This is a genomic window from Candidatus Margulisiibacteriota bacterium (assembly GCA_041650635.1).
In the GTDB taxonomy this organism is placed as follows: Bacteria; Margulisbacteria; WOR-1; order JAKLHX01; family JBAZKV01; genus JBAZKV01.
Genome location: JBAZKV010000008.1, coordinates 37,456 through 61,050 on the forward strand (window position 1 = coordinate 37,456; position 23,595 = coordinate 61,050).

25 protein-coding genes are annotated in these 23,595 nt (G+C 48.7%); 9 read left to right on the forward strand and 16 right to left on the reverse strand.

Features of this window, described 5'->3' with window-relative positions; genetic code table 11:
- Genes WC490_03410 through rnc form a run of 3 tightly spaced genes read right to left on the reverse strand, consistent with a single transcriptional unit; the run spans nt 1 to nt 3,113 of the window.
- On the reverse strand, nt 1-1,044 hold the full coding sequence (locus WC490_03410) for a type II and III secretion system protein (GenBank protein MFA5097658.1): 1,044 nt from the start codon (nt 1,042-1,044) through the stop codon (nt 1-3).
- A gap of 45 nt (nt 1,045-1,089) precedes the next feature.
- A complete protein-coding gene (locus WC490_03415; protein MFA5097659.1) occupies nt 1,090-2,382 on the reverse strand; it encodes a dihydroorotase in 1,293 nt (430 codons plus the stop codon).
- A complete protein-coding gene (rnc, locus tag WC490_03420) occupies nt 2,379-3,113 on the reverse strand; it encodes a ribonuclease III (protein ID MFA5097660.1) in 735 nt (244 codons plus the stop codon). The genes WC490_03415 and rnc overlap by 4 nt, the downstream gene beginning before the upstream one ends.
- 76 nt (nt 3,114-3,189) lie before the next feature.
- Between rnc and WC490_03425 the strand changes: the two genes are divergently transcribed.
- The 8 genes from WC490_03425 to miaA all read left to right on the forward strand — a co-directional run bounded on the left by WC490_03425 (nt 3,190) and on the right by miaA (nt 9,177).
- On the forward strand, nt 3,190-4,101 hold the full coding sequence (locus WC490_03425; GenBank protein ID MFA5097661.1) for a hypothetical protein: 912 nt from the start codon (nt 3,190-3,192) through the stop codon (nt 4,099-4,101).
- Complete coding sequence (locus WC490_03430) at nt 4,101-5,354, forward strand: 3-isopropylmalate dehydratase large subunit (protein MFA5097662.1); 1,254 nt, start codon at nt 4,101-4,103, stop codon at nt 5,352-5,354. The genes WC490_03425 and WC490_03430 overlap by 1 nt, the downstream gene beginning before the upstream one ends.
- A 1-nt stretch (nt 5,355) precedes the next feature.
- Nucleotides 5,356-5,859 carry a 3-isopropylmalate dehydratase small subunit gene (locus WC490_03435; protein MFA5097663.1) on the forward strand — a complete coding sequence of 168 codons (504 nt, stop codon included), beginning with the start codon at nt 5,356-5,358 and terminating at the stop codon, nt 5,857-5,859.
- Entirely contained in the window at nt 5,856-6,299 is a 444-nt protein-coding gene (locus tag WC490_03440) for an MgtC/SapB family protein (protein ID MFA5097664.1), read from the forward strand. The genes WC490_03435 and WC490_03440 overlap by 4 nt, the downstream gene beginning before the upstream one ends.
- 124 nt (nt 6,300-6,423) lie before the next feature.
- Nucleotides 6,424-7,008 (forward strand): ORF6N domain-containing protein, encoded by a 585-nt coding sequence (locus tag WC490_03445; GenBank protein ID MFA5097665.1) that lies wholly within the window; start codon nt 6,424-6,426, stop codon nt 7,006-7,008.
- Nucleotides 7,009-7,076: 68 nt separating this feature from the next.
- Nucleotides 7,077-7,421: a four helix bundle protein gene (locus tag WC490_03450; GenBank protein MFA5097666.1), complete on the forward strand. Its 345-nt coding sequence runs from the start codon at nt 7,077-7,079 to the stop codon at nt 7,419-7,421.
- Between the two features lie 125 nt (nt 7,422-7,546).
- Nucleotides 7,547-8,224 carry a zinc metallopeptidase gene (locus WC490_03455; GenBank protein MFA5097667.1) on the forward strand — a complete coding sequence of 226 codons (678 nt, stop codon included), beginning with the start codon at nt 7,547-7,549 and terminating at the stop codon, nt 8,222-8,224.
- Nucleotides 8,221-9,177 carry a tRNA (adenosine(37)-N6)-dimethylallyltransferase MiaA gene (gene miaA / locus WC490_03460; protein MFA5097668.1) on the forward strand — a complete coding sequence of 319 codons (957 nt, stop codon included), beginning with the start codon at nt 8,221-8,223 and terminating at the stop codon, nt 9,175-9,177. The genes WC490_03455 and miaA overlap by 4 nt, the downstream gene beginning before the upstream one ends.
- On the opposite strand, the gene rlmD is transcribed toward miaA, so the two are convergent.
- Nucleotides 9,077-10,492: a 23S rRNA (uracil(1939)-C(5))-methyltransferase RlmD gene (gene rlmD, locus WC490_03465; GenBank protein MFA5097669.1), complete on the reverse strand. Its 1,416-nt coding sequence runs from the start codon at nt 10,490-10,492 to the stop codon at nt 9,077-9,079. The two genes, miaA and rlmD, sit on opposite strands and share 101 nt — an antisense overlap.
- Nucleotides 10,493-10,553: 61 nt before the next feature.
- Here rlmD and WC490_03470 point away from each other — a divergent pair, with 61 nt between their 5' ends.
- Entirely contained in the window at nt 10,554-11,231 is a 678-nt protein-coding gene (locus tag WC490_03470) for a histidinol phosphate phosphatase domain-containing protein (protein ID MFA5097670.1), read from the forward strand.
- On the opposite strand, the gene hisD is transcribed toward WC490_03470, so the two are convergent.
- The 12 genes from hisD to hisC form a co-directional block, all read right to left on the reverse strand.
- Entirely contained in the window at nt 11,218-12,402 is a 1,185-nt protein-coding gene (gene hisD / locus WC490_03475; GenBank protein MFA5097671.1) for a histidinol dehydrogenase, read from the reverse strand. The two genes, WC490_03470 and hisD, sit on opposite strands and share 14 nt — an antisense overlap.
- A gap of 34 nt (nt 12,403-12,436) precedes the next feature.
- Complete coding sequence (locus WC490_03480; GenBank protein MFA5097672.1) at nt 12,437-13,504, reverse strand: NDP-sugar synthase; 1,068 nt, start codon at nt 13,502-13,504, stop codon at nt 12,437-12,439.
- Nucleotides 13,501-14,562: a bifunctional phosphoglucose/phosphomannose isomerase gene (locus WC490_03485; protein MFA5097673.1), complete on the reverse strand. Its 1,062-nt coding sequence runs from the start codon at nt 14,560-14,562 to the stop codon at nt 13,501-13,503. The genes WC490_03480 and WC490_03485 overlap by 4 nt, the downstream gene beginning before the upstream one ends.
- Before the next feature lies 1 nt (nt 14,563).
- On the reverse strand, nt 14,564-15,565 hold the full coding sequence (locus WC490_03490; protein ID MFA5097674.1) for a polysaccharide biosynthesis/export family protein: 1,002 nt from the start codon (nt 15,563-15,565) through the stop codon (nt 14,564-14,566).
- Nucleotide 15,566: 1 nt separating this feature from the next.
- Nucleotides 15,567-16,835, reverse strand: coding sequence for a S41 family peptidase (locus WC490_03495; GenBank protein ID MFA5097675.1), 1,269 nt, complete (start codon nt 16,833-16,835; stop codon nt 15,567-15,569).
- 9 nt (nt 16,836-16,844) lie between these two features.
- Complete coding sequence (locus tag WC490_03500; protein MFA5097676.1) at nt 16,845-18,065, reverse strand: peptidoglycan DD-metalloendopeptidase family protein; 1,221 nt, start codon at nt 18,063-18,065, stop codon at nt 16,845-16,847.
- 60 nt (nt 18,066-18,125) lie between these two features.
- Nucleotides 18,126-18,905: a hypothetical protein gene (locus WC490_03505; protein MFA5097677.1), complete on the reverse strand. Its 780-nt coding sequence runs from the start codon at nt 18,903-18,905 to the stop codon at nt 18,126-18,128.
- A gap of 80 nt (nt 18,906-18,985) precedes the next feature.
- Nucleotides 18,986-19,708, reverse strand: coding sequence for a UPF0280 family protein (locus WC490_03510; GenBank protein MFA5097678.1), 723 nt, complete (start codon nt 19,706-19,708; stop codon nt 18,986-18,988).
- Complete coding sequence (gene gcvPA, locus WC490_03515; protein MFA5097679.1) at nt 19,701-21,035, reverse strand: aminomethyl-transferring glycine dehydrogenase subunit GcvPA; 1,335 nt, start codon at nt 21,033-21,035, stop codon at nt 19,701-19,703. Before gcvPA ends, WC490_03510 begins: the two co-directional genes overlap by 8 nt.
- A complete protein-coding gene (gcvH, locus tag WC490_03520; GenBank protein ID MFA5097680.1) occupies nt 21,013-21,396 on the reverse strand; it encodes a glycine cleavage system protein GcvH in 384 nt (127 codons plus the stop codon). Before gcvH ends, gcvPA begins: the two co-directional genes overlap by 23 nt.
- A 26-nt stretch (nt 21,397-21,422) precedes the next feature.
- On the reverse strand, nt 21,423-22,493 hold the full coding sequence (gene gcvT / locus WC490_03525) for a glycine cleavage system aminomethyltransferase GcvT (protein ID MFA5097681.1): 1,071 nt from the start codon (nt 22,491-22,493) through the stop codon (nt 21,423-21,425).
- 1 nt (nt 22,494) lies between these two features.
- The gene (hisC, locus tag WC490_03530; protein MFA5097682.1) at nt 22,495-23,580 is read right to left on the reverse strand and encodes a histidinol-phosphate transaminase; all 1,086 of its coding nucleotides are present in this window, start codon (nt 23,578-23,580) and stop codon (nt 22,495-22,497) included.
- Nucleotides 23,581-23,595: the final 15 nt, after the last annotated feature.

A 23,595-nucleotide genomic window follows, 5' to 3' on the forward strand; every position in this document is an offset into this window, starting at 1 on the left:
TCAGGGCGCAATGACAACAGGGGTGATAAGAAATACCACATCTGTTTTTGTCTTTTCCTTGGTCCTCTTAAGAAAAAGCTCCTTTATGACGGGCAGGTCCCCCGCCAAAGGCACTTTTGAGATGTTTTCCCTGTCCGTTTCGTTGATAAGCCCTGCCACAACTATGGTCTGGCCGCTTTCAACCCTTACCGAAGTGCTGGCATTTCTGGTAGAAATAACGGGAAAATCCCCCGCCGCGGTCGTTCTCCATTCAGAGATAGAACTTACTTCGGGCTTGATCTCTGCCGTTATCATGCCGTCCCCGCCGATGCGCGGCAGTATTTTTAGGCTGACCCCCGCATCAATATACTGTACCGCCCACTGGGTCACCCCTGCAGACCCGGAAACAGGGACCGCGTACGGGATCCTGTCCCCTATATTTATTGACGCCTCCAGGTTATCAAGCGTCGAGATCCTCGGGGATGCGATAAGTTTTGCTTCTCCTTTTGACACAAGTGCGCTTAAAACCGCCGGGATGTCACCCACCCTGACCTTGCCTTCCTCTGGGACGATGGTGACCTTGACCCCGCTGCCCCAGGCAAAGCCTATGGACCTAAGCCCGCTTTCGCTTATCTCCATTATCCTGCTCTCTATCGTGATCTGCGGGACCGGCCTGTCCGCGGAGGTAAGTATTTTTTTCATCTTCCACATATCGGCGGGCTTACCCTTTAAGATGACGGAACTTCCTTTTTCCCCCTCCATGGCCAGGGCCTCGGGAATAAGCCTCGAAACTATTTCCGATGCCTTTTTGCCGGACAGGTATTTCAATTCCATTACCTCAAAGACCGGAATTAGTTCTTCGGGCGAAGCCGCCGGCTCTTTAAAGACAAGGCCGTCTTCGGTCGGGGCCTTTTCCTGCCCAACTCCTTCGGGTGTGGGGATTTTCAACACTTCGGCGGGTGGACTCTCCTCTTCGGAAGACTTAACGATCTCTATACCCGGATCGTTTGAACACGCGGATACGGTCAGCAGCAAAAGGAACAGAAGGCCAAGGGCTTGTTTCATGCCTGCATCTCCTTACGGAGGCTACAAGCAATTTACGCGCCACGGTTACTTTACCAGGGCCCCGTCCTTTAGGACCAACTGTCCTTTAACGATGGTATGCAGCACCCGGCCTTTAAGTTTCCAGCCGTTAAACGGAGAATTGGAGCTTTTTGAAGCGAATTTTGAGGTATCGACCGTAAATTCCCTGCCAAGGTCAGCGATCGTGATATCCGCATCAACCCCGGAAGAAAGCGTGCCTTTTTTTATCCCGAGTATCCTTGCCGGATTAAGGGACATTTTTTCGACCAACTGGCCAAGCGTCAGGATCTTGCTGTGCAGCAGTTCCGAGACCGCAAGCCCAAAGGATGTTTCGAGCCCGTCTATTCCCGAAGCCGCAAGGGCAAACTCGGTGTTCTTTTCATCGATCGTATGGGGGGCATGGTCGCACGCTATCGCGTCTATTGTGCCATCCTTTAATCCCTGTATGACAGCCTCCACATCCTTTTCGCCGCGCAGCGGAGGGTTGACCTTTGCGTTGGTATTATAGCCCTCGACCTCGGTCTCTGTAAGGCAAAAATAATGAGGGGCTGTTTCGCAGGTTATGCGGATGCCTTCCTCCTTTGCCCTTCTTATCCTTGCCACAGAACCCGCGGTAGAAACATGGGCTATATGCACCCTGCCAAACTCCCTTGCAAGACCTATCTCCCGCTCTACCATTATCTCTTCGGCAACGCAGGGATATCCCTTAAGGCCCATTATCGTGGAAAGAGAGCCCTCGTTCATCTGCGCCGCCTGCGTTAGAGAGTGGTCTTCACAGTGGGAAATTATGACTTTGTTGAATTGCACGGCATATTCGAGGGCCCTTCGCATCACATCGGAGCGCATCACGCATCTGCCGTCATCCGAAAACGCGACCGCTCCCGCCTTTGACATAAAACCCATTTCGGAAAGTTCCTGCCCTGCCTGCCCTTTGGTGATAGAGCCGACCACGAAAACATTGACACAGCCCTCAGACCTGGCCCTTGACAGAACATATTCGACAACAGAGCTGTTGTCTATCACCGGCTCGGTGTTGGGCATGCAGGCAATAGAAGTGAAACCTCCCGCAGCGGCAGCCCTGGACCCCGAATAAATGGTCTCTTTGTCCGGTCTGCCGGGGTCGCGGAGGTGAACATGCATATCCACAAGTCCCGGCATCACAACCTTGCCTTTTGCGTCAATTACCTCGGTATTCTGTGAGGACTGTATGTTTTTTGCAACATCCTTTATCTTTCCGTCCTCGACAAGAACATCCCTTTCTTCGTCCAGCGACGAAAAGGGATCGCAGACCCTGCCGTTCTTTATCAAAAGCCTCGTCAAGCTTTTTCCTCCCCCGCCTCTTCTTTTTCATTTAACTTCTGGAGCGCTTCTTTTGCCGCGTGCTGCTCGGCCTCTTTTTTTGTCCTGCCCCGTCCCGAACCGCACTTTTTCCCTTTGACCTTGACCGCTATCCAGAAGATCTTCTTGTGTTTGGGCCCGAGTTCCCTGGTAACCTGGTAGAAAGGCAGCCCCCACTTATTCTTCTGGCATAGCTCCTGCAGGGCTGATTTGTAATCTATGATAAAGTCCTTGGCGCTGGCCTTTGCTATCTGTTCCTTGAGCAGCCTTATGACGACCTCCGCCGCGCTTTCGAGCCCCCTGTCAAGATAAAGAGCGGCGATCGATGATTCAAGGGCATTGGCCAGGTTGGATTTTTTGAGCTCTCCTCCCGAGGCCCTTTCGTTCTTGCCCAGCAGAAGGTATTTGCCTATGCCCAGTTTTTTAGAGATCTCCGACAGCGCCAGATCGGACACAACGGCCGCCCTGATCTTGGTAAGGTCCCCTTCTGCCAGATCCGGAAAATTCCTGAAAATATGGTCGGAGATCACAAGTTTAAGCACAGCATCGCCTAGGAATTCCAGTCTTTCGTTGTTCTTGATATCCTGGCGGAGCAGTTCGTTGCCAAAACTGCTGTGGGTCAGAGCCTGGTCAAGTATTCCCGTATCTAAAAATGAGGCGCCGAGCTTTTCCTGCAGTTCGTCCAAAGCCTGCTTTCTTGCGGGGATGGTCATTTGACATACAATTTTACAGTATGTAGAATAAATTATCAAGAATGCCGCGCGATCCCATATATAGAACGGAGGCTTTATGAGAGGAACTCTTTCGCCTATTTTAAGCCATCTGGTCCAGACCACCATAGCAGCCGTCGGCGCAAAGGAAAAACTGAACCGCCTGATAAATAAGTACCGCAAGATGCTGAGGTATGTTACAGGCGGGATGAATGTTTCCGAGATCAGGTTCGGCCTGGCCGACCTTTTGATAACCCGCGACGATCCGGGCGACTGGAAAGAGGCAAAAACGCATTACGATTATGTCCTGGAAAAGGCCGCTTACGGCTATCTGAGATCGGCCGCCATGGTAGGGAAAGCCGAACTTGCGATCAGGTCCGACAACAAAAAAGAGGTAGATGAGGCTATCGAGTATACGGAGCGCGCGTTCAATGCTCTTGTTTCTCTTGTGGGCAAAAGCGATTTTTACAGCATAAAAGCCCTGGTCGTTGGGGCCGAACTCCGCCTCAAGCGCGCAGCAGCGGGGGACGAAAAAGAAGCGCTCAAGCTTTTTGAAAAGGCTCTCAAAGATGAAATGGCCGATCCGTATTTCAGGGCAAGGGCAATAGTTGAAAAAGAGGAGCGCATACTCTACAGCGGCAAATTTGACATAAATAAAGAGATACAGCTGTGCCACAGCGCCATAGAACTGCTAAAAGAAAGACCGTATGACTATTTTGCGGTAAAAGCAAAACTTCTCCAGGGAGAGTTCATAGCCCGCAGGATGGCACGCTACGACAAATCGAGAGCGACCGGCATATTTATGGGAGTGATAGGAACAAAAGAAGCCGACGCGGACCTTCAGGCCAGGGCAAGGCTGGACCTGGCCGAGATATCCGAGCCAAAAAAGGCAAATATCCTGATAAAAGAAGTGCTTTCCGCCAAGAGTATTGACGGCTACCTCGTTGAAAAGGCAAAACGGCTGAGAAAGGAACTGAAGGCAAAGAAATAATGGGCAGGACCATAGCAGAAAAGATACTTTCAAATCACAGCGGAAAAGACGCAAAAGCCGGAGATATCGTAATTGCCGATCTTGATTTTATGATCGGCCAGGACGGCACGTCCGGGGTGGCTATCGATGTTTTCAACAAGATGGGGGGCAAAGGGGTATCTGACCCCAAAAAGATCGCCATCATAATAGACCACAGCAGTCCGTCGCCGAACGAAGGCGTTTCTGCCATACATAAAAAGATCCGGGAATTCACTTCAAAATACGGCATCAAGCTTTATGACATCGGCTGCGGGGTCTGCCATCAAATAACCCCGGAAATGGGACATGTTGTTCCAGGAGACCTGGTGATAGGCGCCGATTCACACACCTGCACTTATGGAGCTATAAATGTTTTTTCTACCGGCATAGGTTCAACGGACCTTGCCGCCGGAATGATATCCGGAAAACTCTGGTTCAAAGTGCCGCAGACCATTCAGTTTCTGGTTAACGGCAAATGGCCGAAAGGAGTCTATTCAAAAGATCTGATACTAAAGATCATCGGAGATGTCAGGGCTGACGGAGCAACGTATTTGGCTTCTGAATTTGTAGGAAGCGCTATTGACGATCTCTCCGTTGAGGCAAGATTTACTATCTCTAACATGGCAATAGAAATGGGAGCAAAAGCCGGCTTGATGAAAGCCGATAAAAAAGCGCTTGAATGGGTCAAAAAACATTCGGCAAGGACTCCGCAACCGGTTGAATCTGATAAAGACGCTGTTTTTTCTGCCGTAAAAGAATATGATGTTTCAAAACTGACCCCGATGGTCGCCAAACCGCACACCGTTGATAATTTTGCTCCCATTGAAGAAGTTGAGGGCACAGAGATACAGCAGGGGTTCATCGGGACCTGCACAAACGGCAGGCTTGAAGACCTTGAGATCGCGGCAAGCGTTCTTAAAGGTAAAAAAGTTAATAAAAACTCGAGACTCATTGTTGCCCCGGCTTCAAAACAGATATTTTTGGATGCAATGAAGAAGGGGATTGTAGAAACGATAATCGAAGCCGGAGGAGTTTTTGTAACACCAGGCTGCGGTCCGTGCGTTGGTACTCATAACGGAGTTCCTTCTGACGGGGAAAAGGCAATTTCTACAGCCAACAGGAACTTTAAAGGCAGGATGGGAAACCCCAAGGCGGAGATATTCCTTGCCTCCCCTGCTACGGTAGCGGCTTCCGTTATAGAAGGAAAGATAGCGGACCCGAGGAGATATCTGTAATATGAAACTACTTGGATTTTCACGCAAACTAAAACAGGAAAATGATATCAACACCGATTACATAATTTCCGGCAGGTACAAATTCAAGATCCAGGACCCATATGAACTAGCAAAGCATGTGATGGAAGACCTGGACCCGGAATTCTATTCAAAAGTAAAAAAAGGTGACTTTCTTGTGGCCGGCACCAATTTCGGCTGCGGCTCTTCACGCGAGCAGGCTCCCATGGCAATAAAGTATGCCGGCATATCTGCTGTGTTGGCAAAGTCTTTTGCCCGCATCTTTTACAGGAACTGCTTTAATCTGGGACTTCCTCTCATCGAATGCGATACAGATCAAATCTCCGACGGTGATGAGCTGGAGATAGACCTTGATAACGGAGTGTTGAAGAATAAAACCAAGAACAAGGATATTAGAATAAAGCCTTTCCCTCCAACAATGCAAACTCTGCTGTCAGATGGGGGTCTGGTGGAACATTTTAAGAAACACGGGGGGTTTGAACTGTGACAGGGGAACTTGCCATAACGCTTCAGTTGATACTGTCAGCGGTCCTCGGGGGTGTTATCGGGTTTTTCAGGGAAAGGGACAAAAAAGCCGCGGGATTGCGAACTCACATACTTGTCTGCATGGGCTCTACCCTGCTGATGCTGATAGCGGTCCATCTTGCCTCCATATATCCGGGTTCCGATGTAGGCAGGATCGCAGGACAGGTTATAGTGGGCATAGGATTTCTCGGAGCGGGTACGATACTGGTGGACAGGGAAAAAGCTTCGGTCATGGGACTGACCACAGCGGCTTCCATATGGGTATCCGCGGCCATCGGCCTTGCGGTCGGCTGCGGCTTCTACTACGCGGCCCTCATCTCGACACTGATAGTTCTTCTTGTAATCGAGGTCCTGCGCAAGATGGAGAAGAGGTTTATTAGGACGGATAAAGAAGAGTCCTGATCCCTTTTCCCGCGCATCATAAGACGGCTTCTTCAACTTAGAATCCTTTTTTCTTTCACTGGCGCCGAAATTGCTGTATACCCCTTTGTGAGGCAAAAATGGCTGGATAAAGGAGGTAATAGGCGTGGAACATGTTGAGGAATCCCACAGCAAGGCCTTAGTCCCAACGGAAGTCATTGAAAACAAGATCTTCGTGATCAGAGGTCTAAAAGTAATGATAGACAAGGATCTGGCTGTCCTATACGGCGTAACCACTAAACGGCTAAATGAGCAGGTAAAAAGAAATATCAAAAGGTTTCCTCCGGATTTTATGTTAAAACTATCAAAAATCGAAGCTGAGATCGTTCTTGGCATACAAAATCCTTCAAGGTCGCAATTTGCGACCTTAAAGAATGGAGGTAGAACTCCTCTTAAGAGAGGTCAACATATAAAACATCTTCCCTATGTCTTCACAGAACAGGGGATTGCTATGTTATCCGGGATCCTCAACAGCGACCGGGCCATTATTGTAAACATCGCCATTATGAGGGCTTTTGTCAAACTGAACTGGATGATCTCAAGAAACAAAGAGCTTGAGCGCAAATTTAACGAACTTGAACACAAGGTCGAGCGCCATGATGTCGACATCATGAACATATTCAACGCCATCCGGCAGCTCATGAAAGAAGAGGAAAAACCTAAAGGAAAGATCGGATTTGCCAGGGATTGAAGGGCCGAGAAAGAGCAGGAGAGCACAGAGAGCAGGAGAGCGCGGAGAGCAAGAGTAGGAGGTGAGAAATGTCTAATTATAGAAAGCTTATTGTTTGGCAAAAAGCGGACAAGCTCGCTACCCTTATATATGAGGCTACAAAATGTTTTCCAAAACATGAACTATTTGGGATAACTTCTCAACTTAGAAGATCTGCTTTGTCGGTTCCAACTAATATAGTAGAGGGCTATAGCAGAAAGAGCAGAAAGGAATTTAAACGCTTTATTGATATAGCACTTGCCTCACTTTGCGAATCCGAATATTTGCTGTATTTTTGCAAAAATATTGGTTATTTACATCAAGACACATCAAACATTGATAATCTGCTCACAGAAACGGACCGACTGTTATGGAGTTTCTATTTAAACCTGTAAGAAAGAGCGAGAGAGCAAGAGAGCAGAAGAGCAAGAGGGAAAATCCAATGTATAAAGGATTCTCATCCCGCTCCTGCTCTCCCATACTCCTGCCCTCCTGCTCTCCTATGTTATAATTACTTATCATGTTCCACGATTGGACATTGCTGTTCCTGCTGCCGGCCATGATACTGGCGTTCTACGCCCAGTATAAGGTCAGCTCCACCTTTGCAAAGTATTCCAAGATCATGTCGGGCTCGGGTCTTTCCGGACAGCAATTTGCAAAGAACCTGCTTGACAGAAACAGCCTGGGAAATGTCCTGGTAAAACAAACGCAGGGACATCTTTCTGATAACTATGACCCCAGGGACAAGACCCTTAACCTGTCAACCTCGGTTTACGGAGGCTCTTCCGTTGCCGCCCTGGGAGTGGTAGCCCACGAAGTAGGCCATGCAGTCCAGGATTCAAAAGCCTATTTCCCGTTAAAGCTGCGCTCGGCCCTGGTCCCTGTATCAAGCCTCGGCTCGCAACTTTCTATACCGCTGTTCTTTGTCGGCCTGATCTTTGCCATCGGCCCTCTGATGGATGCAGGCATAATTTTTTTCTCGCTGGCGGTCGCTTTTACCGTTATTACCCTGCCGGTCGAGTTCAATGCCAGCAAAAGGGCGTATGCCATGATGACGGAAAGCGGCTATCTGTCCATGGAAGAAGCAGGCCAGGCAAAAAAGGTGCTTAATGCGGCCGCTCTCACCTATGTTGCCGCAACAGCAATGTCCGTGGCTCAGCTTTTGAGGCTGCTTATCCTGCGCGATTCAAGGAGATGAACGACACGATCCTGCTCTTTGGCCCCACCGCCTCCGGCAAAACAGACCTTTCGATAGAACTTGCACAGCAGATCAACGGCGAAATAATCTCGGCCGATTCCATGCAGGTCTACCGTTATATGGACATCGGCACCGCCAAACCAACAAAAGAACAAAGAAAAAAGATCCCTCATCATCTTATAGATATTGTTGATCCGGATGAAGAATGGACAGTATCTGATTTTATTCAGAGGTCTAACCGTTTTATCCGGGAGATCAGAGAAAAAGGAAAAACTCCTATGATCGTTGGCGGTACAGGACTTTATCTGAATGCCTTTATAAACGGTTATTCCTTCCCTATCGCGGCAAAGAATGAAAAGATAAGAGAAAGATTATCAAAAATGGGAACGGCGGACCTGTATAAAAAACTGCAGGATGTAGACGCCGACGCGGCAAAAAAGATCGATAAGAACGATAAAAAACGCATCATCCGGGCCCTTGAGGTGTATGAACAGACTGGGATGCCGATATCCAGGTTACAGCGCAATAATGTAGGGGCCGGTCGCGACAGGCCCTTACGGTTGATATGCCTCGACCTTGATCGCACAATATTATACGACCGCATCAACCTCCGTGTGGACAAGATGATAACGGACGGATTGATCGATGAGGTCAAATCTTTATTATCTAAATACGGCAAAGTAAGGGCGAATGATAATTCGCCCCTGCCTTCCCTGCAGGCACTGGGGTATAAAGAGACCATCGGATACCTTGAAGGAAAATACGGACTTGATGAAATGACCGGGCTCATCAAACAAAAAACACGCAATTTTGCAAAAAGACAGCTGACCTGGTTCAAAAGGTTCGAGAATGTTACCTGGATAGATGCGCCACACACTCAATATGAGCAGTGTGCGGGAACATATCCACCGGCTGGATCTTTACTGTCTTGTATTTTCCGGAAAACAGCTTAAGGTCCCTTGCCAGGGTGGCAGGATCGCACGAAACATAAATAATCCTTGAGGGTTTAAGTTTAATTACAGATCCTATGACCCCCTGTGAGCACCCCGATCTTGGCGGATCCAGCACAACGACATCAAATTTGGCATCGGTGTCCAAGAACTGCCTGATAATAACCTCTGAAGTCCCGCATTTAAAGAATGCGTTCTTTATGCCGTTTACCCCGGCATTTTCTTTTGCATCATCAATGGCATAATTATTTTCTTCAACGCCCCAGACCTCCTTGGCTTTTTTGGCCAGCCAAAGAGATATTGAACCGGTACCGCAATAGAGGTCAAGAACTGCTTCTTTACCCGAAAGAGAGGCAAAGTCTTCAACAACAGAATACAATTTGAGCGTTTGAACGGGATTGATCTGAAAAAATGACTTGGCAGAGATCTTGAACTCTAAAGGCCCGAGTTTTTCCTTTATCTTTTCCTGCCCCCACAATGGCTTTGTCTTTTCGCCAAGGATGACATTGGTGGACCGGCGGTTTTCATTCACCACAACACCTTTAAGGCCAAACTCCTTTTCCTCCTGCTCAATACTTTTTGTTAATGCGCTTACCAGATTTCTTGACCCTGGGATATTTATTTCTTTAGCCACAAGGCACAGGATGGCTTCTTTGGATGTAAACCCCACCCTTGCCAGGACATGCCTTATCAAACCACTGCCCCTGTCTTCGTCATAAACAGGAATATTGAAGTCGCTTATCAGCTTTTTAACAGCATTGGAAATCTTATTCAAAAAAGGATGCAGAACAAGACAATTATCAATATCAACTATCTCATGCGTTCCTTTCTTAAAATACCCCATTGCCACCATCAGCTGTTTGGAATTTGTAATTTGTGATTTGTTTAGGATTTTGGATTTAGGATTTAGGATTTTCCTGACAGGGTACTGCACTTTATTCCTGTACCCCCAGGGATCTTCCATGCCTACGACGGGCCTCACCACTTCCGGAGAGATCCCTCCGATCTTTTTCATTGTGTCTTTAACTATCTGTTCCTTTAATTTTAACTGTGCGCTGTATTCTATGTGCTGCATGTCGCAAGCCCCGCACTTTTCAAAATACTTGCACGGCGGCTGCACGCGGGACGGTGAAGCGGTAAGGATCTTATGTATCTTTGCGCGGCAATAATGTGATTTTGCTTCAGCTATCCTTATCTCGAGTTCGTCTCCGGGAACACCGTTATCGACAAATACCGTCATCCCGTCTATGCGGGCTATCCCCTGACCTCCTGCGGCCAGAGTCTCTATTTTTGCTTTAACTATCTGTCCCTGTTGCATTGTAAATCTCTACACATTGAATTCAAAACTTATTCTATGATAGCATAGCCGTATAATGGATATCGGCAAGAGAATAGACCTGCATACCCACTCTCTTTTAAGCGATGGGGCGCTTCTTCCAAGCGAGGCAATGAGGTATGCCTCAACTATGGGGTTTGCAGCAATGGCAATTACGGACCATGTGGACTATTCAAATATTGAATCCGTTATCGAAAAACTCCTCTTGTTTTCGGAAAAACAGGGCAAATACCTTGATGTTGTCTTTGTCCCGGGTGTAGAGATAACCCATGCCGACCCAAGGCAGATACCTGAACTCGCATCCGAGGCCAGAAAAATGGGAGCAAAGATCGTTGTCTGCCACGGCGAAACAGTGGCCGAACCGGTGATAAAAGGCACCAATAATGCTGCAGTATCAACAAAAGGGCTCGTGGACATTCTTGCTCATCCCGGAAAGATAACCGAAGAGGATGCGCTCCTGGCAAAAGAGAATGGAATCTATCTAGAAATAACCTCGAGAAAACTTCACAACGCGACAAACAGGCATGTTGTTTCAATCGCAAAAAAGACTGGGGCAAAACTGCTGGTGAATACGGATTCTCACCTGCCGGAAAACTACATAACCCAGGAACAGGCGTACAAACTTGCCAAAAGTTGCGGGCTCAGGGAAGAAGAGGCAAAGCTGGTCGTTAATGACAACCCCAGAGAACTGCTTGAAAAGCTCGGCTTTAGAATTCCTTAAAGCGGATATTGACCGATTCCCCGTGAGCTTTTAATCCTTCTATAGAAGAGAACCTGATCAGGTCCTTTCTTACCCTTGAAAGAGCCGGCTTTGTATAACCTATAACGCTCTGATACTTGACAAAATCCCACACACCTAGAGGGGAAGAGAATCTTGCCGTGCCGTCCGTCGGAAGCACATGGTTGGGACCTGCCAGATAGTCCCCCACCGCCACGGGAGAGTACGGGCCCATAAATACCGCTCCCGCATTGGTTATCTTTCCCAAAAGTGCGTGCGGGACCGACACCAGAAGCTCCAAATGCTCCGGCGCGATCTCATTTGAAAGCCGCGCGGCCTCGTCCAGATCATTTGCTTTATAAAATTTGCACTGTCCCGACTTTTTCAATTTTTTCATCTGGGCTTTTGCATCGCGCAGAATATCATCGGAGGTGCTGATAAGGACGGCTTTTGAGTTAGGATCGTGCTCCGCCTGGGCGGCCATGTCGGAAGAGATGAACCTTATGTCTGCGCTTTCGTCCGCTATTATTACAACATCGCTGGGCCCGGCCAGTTTGTCTATGCCTACTTCTCCAAAAAGCATTTTCTTGGCTAGCGTCACATAAATATTCCCCGGCCCCACTATCTTATCCACTTTTTTTATGGTCCTGGTCCCTATGGCAAGGGCGGCAACTGCCTGAGCCCCTCCCATTTTGTATATTTCCGAAATGCCGGCCTCTTTTGCAGCTGCCAGTATGTACGGGTTCACCTTCTTATTCTTCCCGCAGGGAACGGCGATGACTATCCTTTTTACCCCGGCTATCTTAGCGGGAATGGCGTTCATTAGTACAGAAGAAGGATAAACCGCTCTGCCGGAGGGCACATACAGCCCCACTGACTCTATAGGAATTATTCTGAATCCCAGCACCACATCATCCGGCAGAGTGTCAAACCATTCGCTCTGTTTTTGTTTTTCGTGATAGGCCCTGATATTTCTGGCGGCAAGGCGTATTGTCGAGACAAATTCGCTGCCCACAAATGAGAACGCCTCTTCTATTTCCTGCGGGGCTACGCGCAGCTCCTGTGCCGAGATCTTGATATTCTCAAATTTCTCGGCATATTTGATTATCGCGGCATCACCGGTCTTGCGCACATCAGCGATTATTCTCTTTACTATTGCTTCTTCTTTATTCATTGTACGGGCAAATTCACCAATTGCCCTTACCCTTCTACGCCAACTTCGACCCCTTCTTTACGATCGAATAATCCGCCAGTACCACGCCCTCTCCTATTTCCGCAAAATCCTCGATTATGCAGTTCTCTCCGATTATGCAGTCATGCAGTTTGACATCCTTGCCAATTAAAGAATTCCTTAAAATGACCGAATCCTCTATTGTTGCCCCCTCGCTTATCCTGACAGCGTCCCCTATAGTTGAATGAGGATTTATCCTTGCATTTGCCGCTATCCTGGTGTGCGGGCCGACTATGGACGGCCCCCTGAGTTTGGCCGAAGGACTGATATTTGCTCCTTCGCAGATCCAGACCTCGTTCTGGTTCTTTTTTCCGTCAAAGGAGACTTTGACCTCGCCTCTCAAAATATCCCTGTGGGCCTCAAGATATTTTTTAGGGCTCCCTATATCAAGCCAGTACGAGTCGAAAGAGATCCCGTAAACCGGCTTGCCCTCTTCGAGCAATCTTGGATATAAGTCTCTTTCAAATGAGTATTTTATCCCCTTTCCAAAAGAGGCAAAGATAGAAGGGTCTAGGACATATATACCGGCATTTATCATGTTGCCGGACACGCTTACGCTGTTCCAGCCCGGTTTTTCTATGAATTTTTTTACCCTGCCTTTCTCATCGGTTATTACCAGCCCAAAAGGCGTTGGGTCCTCCACCCTGGTCAGGGCAATAGTGGCCACTGCCTTATTCTTTTTATGAAAACTGATGAGCCTCGAAATGTCCGCATCGGTAAGGACATCCCCGTTAAAAGCAACCATCGGTTCGCTGTCAAAGAATTCTTCGGCATTCTTTACCGCTCCGGCAGTGCCCAGAGGAGATCCTTCTATTGAATAGTAGATCTTTACCCCGAGCCTGCTTCCGTCCCCGAGAAATTCCTCTATGCTGTCGGACAAATAATGCAGATTGACGATTATTTCTTTGATGCCATGCTTCTTAAGAAGTTCTATCTGATGGATGACAAAAGGCTTGTTAACCATAGGGACTATCGGCTTTGGCCTGTTGTAGGTAAGAGGCCGCAGCCTTGTGCCCAGTCCGCCCGCTATTATTATGGCCTTCATTTTTTTGCCAGCGCCTTTTTTAGGTCCTCTATGGCATCAACAGGGGTCGGATCTGTCCCGCCCAGCAGGGCAAGATAAACACTGACATAATCCCCTAAATGAATAAGAGACAGGATCTTTTCTAGTTTTGATGAGCCTTGCGCCCAGACCTCTTCAACGGGGCTTGCCCCTTTTTCCAGAAGGCCTTTTGTTATTTCAAATCTTAATTTGACCCTTTTGTTGTCCGACGCATCCCTCAAGAAAAGCGCATGGAAACCGCATTTTTTGTTGCTCTTTAGCCCCAGGTTGACCAGTTCGTTATGGTTAAGCTCCGGGAACACGTTCTGGAGAGCCGTCATCTTGCTGTTTTCACTTAGCTGTGTCTTCCATCTGTATGCCGCCGATTCTGTTCCCATAAAGGAACCAAAAACAAGAGGTATCCTGTCCTTAAGCAGCAGCGCAAGCTTTTTTGCCGGGTTCTTGTAAGAAGGGTTCCCCATACGGTATTTGAGCTGGGTCCTTTTTAGAAGGGTGGCAGCCCTTTGGGACTCACGCACCAGTCCTTTAAAGCCTGCTCCATCCAGAATGTGCAGCATCGGGACCAGCATGTAAGGAAGCGCGGATCTAGGAGGCAGTCCTGCCGGAATGGCTAAAGTGCTGAGCTTTTTCGACTTTGAGATACCGCTAATGCGGCCTCCGGAAGTGACAGTAACAATGCGGCATTTTTTTGAAACGGCTTCATTAAGCACAGAAAGGGTCTCTTCCGTATTGCCCGAGTAGCTTAGGATAAAAACCAGGGTGTTCTTGCCGGCGCTTTTGGGAAGGCTGTATCCTCTAACCACCTGCACAGGGCAAGAGAACCTGTCAAAAAAGATGGTTTTAATGATGTCCCCTGCCATGGCGGAGCCGCCCATACCCGCTATTATTACTTCGTCAAATCCGCCTTTTAGCCTGATGCCGCTGGAATCGCTTATAAAAAGAGCGTCTTCCATCATGTATGGGAAGCTGTCCACAAGGCACATCATATCGCTCTTGTCTATCTTGAACACTTTTTCCGGATCATCGAGTATTGTTTTCATGCTACTTTGTAAAGTCTATCCTCCACTGGCTGGGCGTAGCCAGGTCCCTCGTCGCGTTCCTGAGGTCCCTGAAGCCTATCAGGATCGATGCCAGGTCCCCGAAATTGGCATACCAGCTCTGCGGCACATACACAATGTCTCCCGGCAGCATGCTTACCTCTTCGACCCCTTTTCCCCAGTCAAAGAACCTTCTCATGCCGACTTTGATAACAGTTGGACTAGAAGGGTTCCCTCTAAGCACTGCCACGCTGTCGGAAGCGGCCACTTTGGCAAAACCGCCTGCCTGGGCAATGTAATCGGCTATGCTGGCCTCTTGAACATACGGTACCGGACCTGGCTTATTGACAAGTCCCAGCACATATACCTGGTTGTAGATCTGCGGAACTATTATGGTATCGCCGTCTTTTATCATTCTGTTCTGCTCTATATCCGTTTTTGAGACCAGTTTTCTTAGGTCAACAAAGGAGGCTTCCTGACTGGAGCCATTTTTGCGGAGTATTTTGATATTGCCCATGTCCGAAAGCGCGGTAAACCCCCCCGAAGCGTTTATAAAGTTCATGACCCTTAACTCTTCTGCATTCCCGTCAGGGATCCCGTACATTCCGGGGCGGGACACTTCCCCCATTACATAGGCTTTAATGGTTTTCGGGGTTTTTATCAGGACCTTGACTTTCCCGCCCTTCAAATAAAAGCTCAGGCCCCTGTCAAGAACATCCTCCAGCTCTGCTATGGTCTTCCCTTCGACCTTGATGGCCCCCACCATAGGAACATAGATCCTTCCATCGCGGGACACCGTGACCGCATGCTGGTCGATAAGAGTGGTGGCTACAACACCCACACCTACGGGATTGACCACCAGAAGGTCCGGATTGCTGCTGTTCCAGGCCCTTATCTCCAGGACATCGCCTGGGCCTATGACATAGTTGTCTCCCATGTAGGAAAAAGCCGGAGCCAGGACGCCGGCAAAAAAGATCAAAGCCGCAGCTATTATTCTGGAAAGCATCTTATTCCCCCTTCCCGGTTTTCTTGACCGTTTCGGATATCTTTCCTTTTAAGATCTCACGCGCTTTTATCAGTTGCACATCCTTTGCAGGGTCTTTGTCCATGACCGGCTCATCATCATCTTCTTCTGAAACGGCCTCTTCCGTTCCGTTTGAAAGGTCCCTTTCCCTGCCTGTTTTGACAATTATATCCGGAATTATGCCTTTTTTCGAGATGTCAAGGCCGCTCGGCGTCTGGTATTTGGCTATCGTCACAAGTAGAGCTGATCCGTCCTGGAGCTGTCTTATATTCTGGACAGAGGCCTTGCCGAAAGAGTGATATCCGACTATGGTGCCCACATGGTTGTCCTTTATCGCCCCAGCAAGGATCTCGGAAGCGCTTGCGCTGCTCTGGTCTATCAGGACCACCAGAGGTTTTTTCCAGATGCCAGGGCCGTAGGAATATATGACATCCCTCTGCCCGTCCCTGTCAACGGTGGCAACGATCGGAAGGTCTTTGTTAAGGAACATATTGGAGATCTCCACCGCGTTGGCAAGAAGTCCTCCGCCGTTGCCTCTCAGGTCAAGGATGAGCCCTTTCATCTTTTTGCCTTCCATGAACTTGATGGCTTTTTCCATTTCTTTGTTAGCATTAAGGTTCTCAAAAGTGTTCAATTTTATATACCCGCTGTCTTTATCGAGGACCTTATACTCCACGCTCTTAATGGTGATCTTGTCCCTGATGATCCTGTATTCTTTTTGCTTTTTCTCTTTGCCTCTCAGTATCCCGATCTTCACCGCAGTGCCTTTGGGGCCCCGGATCATACTTACCGCTTCTTCAAGGCCCATATCCCTGGTTGGCTTGCCCTCTATGGTAACTATATGGTCCATTGCTTTTAGCCCGAGCCGGTCAGCCGGGGTGTCAGGAATGGGGGAAATGACTATCAGCTTTTTTTTCTTGAGTCCTATGTATATCCCTATCCCGCTGTACGAACCGTTGAGCCGGGCTTTCATCTCTTTGAAGGCAGGCGGCTCCATGAACCTCGTGTATGGATCATCAAGCCCTTCGAGGAACCCTCTTATGGCCCCGTAAACCATCTTTTTGTCATCAAGGTCCTTTTCTACATGATCGCTTTTAACGATGTCAATTACCTGAAGAAAGACCTGTAATTTGCTGTTCAACTCATCCGCCGCCCTTACTCTCTGCGCTCCGGAAACTGCAAGAGCGATCAATAAAAGCGCCAGGGACATCGCAGCCCAGTTTATAAATCCCTTCCTCTTCCTATTTTCCATGCTTTCCCCTTACCTTGGCAGCCAGCTTACAGGATTTTTTGGAACGCCTTCTTTTCTTACTTCAAAATGCAAATGCGGGCCGGTTGACCAACCCGTGCTTCCGACCAGCCCAAGCACCTGGCCTTTTGCCACCTTCTGGTCCTTTTGCGCATAGATCCTGGACATGTGCGCGTACAGAGTGGAAATACCCTTGCCATGGTCAAGTATGACCAGTTTTCCATATCCTCTCCACCATCCGGAGTATATCACTTCTCCCCCGTCAGCGGCTTTAATGGGGCTGCCGTGCGATGCGGCAATATCAAGACCGGTGTGGAAACTCCTTCCGCCCCAGATAGGGCTCCTCCTATATCCGAAGGTCGAAGTTATTCTGCCGTAGAGAGGCCAGATGAATGTCCCGGTACCCTGGGGGCCGGCCAGGCCTTTTGCCTTGCGTTCCGCAAGCATTTTCTTGACCATGTTCTCTATCTCTTTTGAGCTCTGTTCCAGTTCCGCAATGTTCTTTTCATACTCGCGCTTTCTCTGTTCGAGAGATTTGTAGACCTTCTGTTTTTCTTCTGCCAGATTCTCGATATATGTTTTCTTGCTCTGTATGTTCCTTGCAAGCTTTTTTATCTCTATGGTCACGCCTTCCAGCTCTTCCTTGGTAGAACTGAGCTTTGAGTGTTCCTGCGTAAGCTGATCCACGATACCAATGTCCCTTCCGATGATCTTCTCGAAAAAGTAAGAACGGCTTATGAAGTCGGCCAATGTGTCGGCGGTCAGAAGAAGCCCGAAAAGATTTACTCCGCCCGTTCTGTATATTTCGTTGAGCCTTTTTGAAAAAAGTGCGCTCTTTGAATCCATTTTTGCCTTTGTTTCAGCAAGCGAACCTCTAAGGTATCCGATCTTGTTCTCGTTCCTCTGGATCTGGTCCTGCGCCCTTGAGAGCTGGCCTTTTGTCACTTTGAGGTCTCTGTTGATAATGAAAAGCCTGTTTATTACGCTTTCTTCCTGCTGTTTTGTCTCTCTCAGCTTGCGCCTGCTCTGCTCCAGCTTTTTATATATTTCATCCAGCTGGTCCTGTTTTTCTTTTAGAGAATCCTTTGCATCCTTGTTCGCATATGCCTGCATTGTCCATGCGGACAAGGCAAAGACAAAAAAAATAACAAGGACAGCGACCGCTCCCGCTTTTGTTTTTGCATGATTAAACATCAGGGATTTTTTTAGATGATAACACACCGCACAGGTCATTTCAAGAAAGAAAAGGCCCCCGGGTTGCGGGGGCCTTAGTAAAGCCGAAGTGTTGCCCGGTCAGAACAGATAGCTGTATCCGACCGCTGCCGACATGGCTTTCAGCGCCGGCTGAGATGAGGCGTATTTTATCCCTCCATAACCAATTTCACCGTAGATACATCCGAAATCCTCAACAACATAGTTGCCTCCAAGGGCCGCCTCGATACCCCACGAACCGGTCCTGCCCGCATTCACTTTCCACGGGTAAAGGAAAGAACCCGTAACATACCAGTCTATCGGCATATCCTCGGATTTCAACATATCCAGAGCATATACAAATCCAAGCCTGAGGTCGGAGATCTTATAGCTGTCATTGCCGTTGGGATTGGTTCCGGTAAGATAGTCGCCTCCCACTCTGATCTTGACCCCGGACAGCAATCCGGAGATAGGATAATCAAGGTCCACTATCATGCCGGTGGCGCCTGCCGAAAGTCCGATCTTGGCTCCCAGCGAAATCCCGCTGCTTTTTACGGGAGCAGCCTTGGCTTTGGATGATTCCTGGGCAGGGCTTATCGGTTTTGGAGCGGGCGGCACCCATGGAGCAGCGGCCTCTGTTTCTTCAGATTCCGCCTTTGCCTTGAGGGCTTCCCATCTTTTCAAAGTGGCCTTCTTTTCCGCCTGCATCTGTTTCATTTTCTTGGTGTTGCCCTGTTTCCTGAACTTTATGATCTTAGCGTCTACGACTTTGAGGTATTTTCTTACAGCCTGTTTTTCTTCCTCAAGAGTCCTGGCAAAAGAGGTGGACACGATCATCAGGGCAAATGAAACCATGAGCGCTACTGCCAATAACTTTTTCATTCTTTCACCACCTTTCGGGTTCGACAAAACTTGATTTATGCTAACTCTAAACCCTTTATCTTGTCAAGGGCCGCAAACCGTCAGGTGCCGCATATTTTAATTTTTCCCCAGACCCCTATTTTGTCGTCCTTAACTATAAGGACTCCGTGCAGGCCTCTGATCTTTTTTGCGGCCAGCACGCCCTTCTCAAGGTCCTTTCCGGTCTTTACGGCATTGCCGATGGCTGTTGCGGCGGCATCGGCAAGAGCGGCAGACCTTGCACAAACTGCCACAGCATCCGCGCTCCCAAAACTGAGCGAGTGCCCTACTGTACCGGAAGAAGTGCAGATCCCTATCGGAGTATCTTCGGGACCTATCTCAAGCGCTATCCTGCCGGAAAAAGGAGAGCCGCCGGCAAGAACGGATACTCTGCGCGGGATAGAGCTCTTTATATAGATATCCCCGCCGTTCTCAACTATCACCTGCTTTGAATATTTAAGAAGCCTTTTCCCCACATATTCGGCCACGGCGCCAGCGACCGCAGCCATGGGCCCTACACCGGTTTTTTTTGAACACCTGAGCATCTCTGCTACTATTTTAGGCGCTCCTATATCAGAAGGCAGAGGGACAAAACTTTTCTCAAAATTGGGGTGTTTTAGTATATATTTTGTGAGGTCGATCCGGGCCTTTTTGACCAGTTCTTTTACTTTTGGGGCAAGGTCCCTGTCCGCGCAGATCAGCAGGTCGGTTTCGGCCTCAACGACCTCAAAAGAGACCAGGTCCCCGGTTTTTACCAGCGAGCGGTATGTCCTTGGCTCATACATTTTTTAGCGCGCAGCAAAGCATCTCGAGCTCTTCTTCAGTATTCATCTCCGTAACGCAAAAAAGCATGTGGTCCTTAAGGCCCGGGTACAGGTCTTCCAGAGGAAGCCCTCCAATTATCCCTTTTTCCGAAAGAAGTTCATTTATCTTCCGTGCCGGCTTCGGCAATCTCACAGCGAACTCTCTGAAAAAGGGCCTGTCAAAAGCAAGAGAGAAACCTTTTATCGATGTTATCCTGCGTTTTAAGTCTTCTCCCTTATTATGGCAGGCTTGCGCCACATCAAGCAGGCCGCCATCCCCTTTTGAGGTCAGATAAACACACGCGGCAAGCGCGCAGAGAGCCTCGTTGCTGCAGATATTGGAGGTGGCCTTTTCTCTCCTTATATGCTGCTCTCTGGTCTGCAGTGTCAGTACATAGCCCGGCATCCCGGATGAGTCCTGGGTTTTTCCGACAACGCGGCCGGGCATATACCTTAGATACTGCTTCTTTACGGCAAAGATACCAAGATAAGGGCCTCCGAAATTCAAAGGGTTGCCTAGCGGCTGGCCTTCTCCGACAACAATATCGGCCCCGTATTCGGACGGGCTGTTCAACACCGCAAGAGAGACCGGGTCCGCGCATGCGACAAAAAGAGCCCCTTTATCATGGGCCGCCTTTGAAAGGTCAAATACTTCTTCAAGACAGCCGAAAAAATTAGGCTGCTGTACGATCACGCAGGCGGTGTTTTCCCCGATGATCTTTTTTGCCGCGGAAAGGTCTGTGATCCCATCCTGGAACGGGACCTCTTTGAGCATTAGTCCGGAACCGGCAGCATATGCGGAAAGGACCCGGCGGTAAAAGGGGTTGACCGCTGATGAAACTACCACTTCTTTTTTCTTTGTATATGAAGAGGCAAGCAGAGCTGCTTCTGCCATAGCGGTAGAAGCGTCGTACATTGAGGCATTGGCCGCATCCATACCCGTAAGGCGGCATATCATGGTCTGGTATTCGTAGACCGCCTGAAGTATCCCCTGGCTGATCTCCGGCTGGTACGGGGTATAGGCCGTGTAGAATTCGGACCTTGAAACAATGTGCTTTACAACGGACGGGATATAGTGGTTATAGGCCCCTGCCCCAAGAAAACTCGGTTTTTTGGAAACGGACTTGTTGCTGCCGCTCAGCAATCTCAGCTCTCTTGCAAGGTCCATCTCACAAAGAGCCTGCGGCAGATCGATCTGAGGGTTCCTGAGCGCCTTGGGGACATCACAAAACAGCTCCTCGACAGAAGCAGCCCCGCAGACCTTGAGCATAGCCCCTCTGTCGTCGTCAGTGTTTGGGATGTAGCTCATCTAAGTACTTCTGGTAGGACGCCAGGTCCATCAGGCTTTCAAGCTGAGAGGCTTCTTTGATCTTCAGTTTTGCGATCCAACCGCTTCCGTAAGGCTCACGGTTGACGAGTTCCGGAGACGAGGACAGGGCGGCATTGACTTTGAGAACGCTTCCGGATACAGGGCTGTAAACGCTTGATACGGCCTTTACCGATTCCAGGACACAGAGCTCCTGTCCGGCCTCAAGCGTTTTGCCGGCCTCCGGCAGCTCTACAAAAACCACATCTCCGAGCTCTTTTTGAGCATAATCGCTCACCCCCACAGTTCCGTCTGGCGCTATCCATTCATGTTCTTTGGTATATTTTATCTCTTCCGGTTTCAAATCATTACCTCCCGCGATCAAGTTTGCTAACTAATTTTAGCATATCTTTTATAGAACGGCAGTTTTACCATTTTTGAGGGGTGCAGTTTCTCCCTGATCTGCACGGTTATTTCTCCATCCGGTAAAACAGAGCCCGGCTCGACATATCCCATAAAGACCGGCTTTTTCAGAGTCGGGGAAAATGTCCCGGATGTTACAGCTCCGATCTTTCTGCCTTTTGATATCAATACGCAGCCCTGTCTGGCTATAGCCTTGTCCAGGACTTCAAATCCGGAGAGCACTTTACTTATGCCTGAGGCTCTCTGCTCCTCCAGAGCTTTTTTCCCGGTAAATTCGCTTTTTCCAAGGTCAACGGCAAAAGAGAGGCCTGCCTCAAGAGGCGTTGTATCTTCGTCCAGTTCATGGCCGTAGAGCGGGAGTCCCGCTTCAAGCCGCAGGCTGTCCCTGGATCCCAGGCCGCACGCTTTTGCGCCTTCAGAAATGAACCCGTCCCACAGCCGGGATGCATAAGACCTGTCAAAAAAGAACTCAAAGCCGTCCTCTCCAGTATACCCTGACCTTGAAGCAAATACCTCTACCCCCAGGACCTCCATCCATACACAATCCCTGTGCTTTAAAGCGGAAAGGTCGGTCTTGGTCAGTTTTTGCACAATAGAAGCCGCCTGAGGCCCCTGGATGGCCACAGCGGTGCTTGAATCATAGAGTAGTTTGAACTTTTTTGAACTGCGGCAAAAATGCGAAAAAACCCTGTCCGCGTTGGAGGCATTGGCTATCACCAGAAATTCGCTCCCGGTCCTGTAAACAAGGATGTCGTCCAGGATGCCTCCTCTTTCGTTAAGGACAAAAGAATACTGCGCGCGGTTGTCCTTTAATTTGGCCAGGTCATTGGAGGTAAGCCTCTGCAAAGCGTCAAAGTCGTCGGTCTTTATCTGGCCCATGTGCCCTATATCAAAAAGCCCGCAGCCCTGTCTGGCGTAATTGTGCTCTTCGATTATGCCTGTATACTGTACCGGCATGACCCAGGAGGCAAAGTCCACCATTTTGGCCCCGAGCCTTAAGTGCTCTTGATAAAGCGCTGTTCTTTTTGGCTCGGACATCCTAAAGTATTTCCCTTAATGATCTGATGAACTCCCTGTTCTGGAAGGGTTTGCCGATCGTGACCCTTATCGCCGTGGGAAGGCCGAACGAGTTTAGAGGCCTTATTATTATCCCCCGCTGCATCAGTTTGACAAAGACCTCTTCTGCGTTCCTTTTGAGATCTATATAAATAAAATTCGCCTGGGTCTTTAGAAAGCTGAGCCCTAGTTTCGACAGTTCTTTATACAGGTATTTTTTGCCCAGGGAATTGTTCTTAATGCTTTTTTTGACGAATTCCGCGTCGTCAAGCGCTGCCAGTGCGGCGATCTGACCGATACGGTTCACATTGAACGGCATTTTGACCAGATTAAGGCACTCTATAAGTTTTTTGCTGGCAACTCCGTACCCCACGCGCAATGCGGCAAGCCCGTATATTTTTGAAAAGGTCTTAAGAACGATCAGATTATCATATTTGCCTATCAATCCGGCAGCAGAAGTGAATTCTTCTCTCTCGCAATAGTCCCCGTAAGCCTCGTCAACGACCACTACTGTGTCTTTAGAGACTTTAGACAATAGATCTTCTATCTTTCCTGCGGCTACTATCGTTCCTGTCGGATTGTTGGGATTGCATAGAAATACCAGCTTTGTTTTACTGTTTATCTTTTCCACAAATCCGTCAATATCGTAAGCATGGTCTTTTAAGACTACATGAAGCGGCTTGCCGTCCATAAGTTTAGTCACAAATTCGTAGACACTGAAAGTATTATCGGACAGAACGGCTTCCTGCCCTGCGCTAAGGAAAGTCTGCGCGATCAAAAGCATGATTTCATCAGAGCCGTTGCCAACCACAAAATTATCGGGAAGAAGGCCGAACTTGTCTGCCAGCGCGTTCCTTAGAGGAACATGGTGCTGGTCGGGATATTTTGAGGACTCTTTGAGGGCCTTTTTAGCAGCACTTAAAGCCTTTGGGCTGGAGCCGAGGGGGTTTTCGTTGGAGGCAAGCTTTATAACACTGCTTAAGCCGAACTCTTCTTTGACATCCTCTTCCTGCTTGCCGGGGATATATTTCGAAAGGTTCTTCAGGCAGTCTCTTGCCAGCTGGCTCATGACAAAAAGATTATA